The organism is Methanobrevibacter sp. (assembly GCF_045577275.1).
Lineage (GTDB): Archaea > Methanobacteriota > Methanobacteria > Methanobacteriales > Methanobacteriaceae > Methanobrevibacter.
This window is the reverse complement of the sequence record NZ_JAZNIB010000361.1, coordinates 1-2,070: the sequence shown is the minus strand read 5'-3', so window position 1 is coordinate 2,070 and position 2,070 is coordinate 1. Positions and strand designations below refer to the sequence as shown.

The 2,070-nt window shown below is 28.2% G+C and carries 5 protein-coding genes; all 5 read right to left on the bottom strand.

The window, feature by feature from the left end; translation table 11 throughout:
• A partial coding sequence (locus tag ACKI67_RS10440) for a hypothetical protein (RefSeq protein WP_407463474.1) occupies positions 1 to 350 on the bottom strand: 350 nt, incomplete at its 3' end.
• A gap of 210 nt (positions 351 to 560) precedes the next feature.
• Positions 561 to 794 (bottom strand): hypothetical protein, encoded by a 234-nt coding sequence (locus ACKI67_RS10435; RefSeq protein WP_407463473.1) that lies wholly within the window; start codon positions 792 to 794, stop codon positions 561 to 563.
• A 194-nt stretch (positions 795 to 988) separates the two neighbouring features.
• Positions 989 to 1,312, bottom strand: a complete 324-nt coding sequence (locus tag ACKI67_RS10430; RefSeq protein WP_407463472.1) for a hypothetical protein — start codon at positions 1,310 to 1,312, stop codon at positions 989 to 991.
• Between the two features lie 37 nt (positions 1,313 to 1,349).
• Positions 1,350 to 1,667, bottom strand: a complete 318-nt coding sequence (locus ACKI67_RS10425) for a hypothetical protein (protein WP_407463471.1) — start codon at positions 1,665 to 1,667, stop codon at positions 1,350 to 1,352.
• 146 nt (positions 1,668 to 1,813) lie between these two features.
• Positions 1,814 to 1,954: a hypothetical protein gene (locus ACKI67_RS10420; RefSeq protein WP_407463470.1), complete on the bottom strand. Its 141-nt coding sequence runs from the start codon at positions 1,952 to 1,954 to the stop codon at positions 1,814 to 1,816.
• Between the last annotated feature and the right edge of the window lie 116 nt (positions 1,955 to 2,070).

The following is a 2,070-nucleotide window of genomic DNA, read 5'->3' as shown; positions in this document are numbered from 1 at the left end:
ATCTTTTTAGTGGAAAGCAACATACGTCCACTGATGGTGTTTGCTTTAGCTGTTCTGGTTATTACTTTTCCTTTTTTATTCTTATAATAAACTGTCATCTTTCTTAAAACATAAGTATGAGGTCTGAAGTCATCCCCCTTTTTCTTATCGTGATAAAAGATAGCAGCATATACTCCTTTAGCATTTTGTGCATCTTTTGGCTGATAGAAAGTCAAGATTCTATCCTTACTGCCAATATCTTTATGCTTGCCCATTTTAATAGTGGTTGTAGCAGCACAAGCCTGTCCCATTGTAAATCCTACAACTGCAACAAGCAAGACAAGCAAGACAAGAATTTTTCTCATATTCATTTTCTCTCTCCTTAATCTTAGTTAATATAATATTTATCTTATTAGTTTATAAGAGTTTTTAAAAATATTTTTCAATTAAGATAATAAAAATAAGTTAAAATAAAAAAAATAAAAAAATGAATATTTTAAAAAATAATAAAAAAAGCAGTAAAATTTTATTTGATGAACGTTAGAACAATTAAAATGATTGAAAATCAAAAACTAAAGCCTTCAATCGTCATCATCATCTTTATCGTCTTTGTCGTCCTTATCATTTTTATCGTCCTTATCGTTGTCATCATTGTCATTATCATCATTATCTACAGAATCACTTGAATCATCGGAATCTCCAGATGCATCATTAGCAGAATCATCACCAGATCCACCTATGCATCCGCTGACAGCAACGACAGCTAAAAGAACGATTGCTAATAATAGAAAAGCAAATATATTTTGTTTTTTCATTAATAACAACTCCTTTAAAACATAGTTTGTTAATTTTAATATTTATATTTTGATACTTTAAACTGAGAAATAGTGAAAAAATTGAATAAAAACCAAAAAATTACAATAACAACTATATTTTTTAAAAATAAACAAAACAAGAATATAATTAAAATAATAAAAAAATAAAAAAAAGAGTTTAAAGATAAAAACAGTTACATATATAATGATGCAGGAACTGCATTTACCTCTTCTTCTGAACCGTTCAACTCTTCTAAGGATTTATGGAAAGTGCCGAATCCAACAATTTTTTCTTTATTTATGGAAATGGAGAAAACAGGCCCTTTTTCCAAATCTACAACCATAAAATCAATAAAATCATCACTTTCTCCAATAATCTTACAAGGCTCAAGCATTTGCCCTTCTTCAAGCATGACCCTAACCATCTCTTCTGCAGGAATCTTTTCCACACCTTCAATTTCTAACTTGTAACTACTGACTTTTCCTTCAATTTCTGCTACTTTTTCACTAAAATTCATAAGAATTACCTCCAATTATTAAGTAAATATAATAAAATTATTGATACAAAGCCTTTGACATTCCAATATTGTTCGCAGCTGATTTTTCATCTTCAAATGACTTATGGAAAATGGATAATCCGCAAATGTGTTCCTTTTTTATACAGAGAGAAAAGGTAGGTCCTTCCCTTTGATAAAACATGAAATCCAAAGATTCTTCACTTTCATCAATGATTTTGCCAGGGCCCAAATATCCATGATCATTTAGCATGAGCATAACCATATTTTCCAATTCACATTTCTCTTCATTTTTATCTATCGCATGATATTTGCCTATATCGCCTTGCATTTCTTTTATTTTTTCACTTATATTCATTGGTTTTACCTCCAAATTATTTTTTTAATTCTTCTTGCTAAGTACATTAATGTGATAATACACTGTCAATCAAAATAGTTTTCTAGGATAATACTTTAAGAGCTGCTAATAACTATACATATCCTAAAATAAATTAGATTATTATTTTAGAATTTCCCATTTCCGATCATGGTTTTAAAAATAGAACCGTTTTGTCCAATAGGACAAAAGGATAATCTAAGAGGACTTCCAGATTTTAAGTCAAATTTATTTTTAACAGCTTTAATCATATCACCCATAATAATCACAATTTCACTTCAAAAATTATAAGGGCATAGTCACATATAAAGATTTTGGATTTTGATGAATTTTAAAAAAAAAAGATTAAATAAAATTAAAGATAATAAAAAAAGTTTACCTAAAG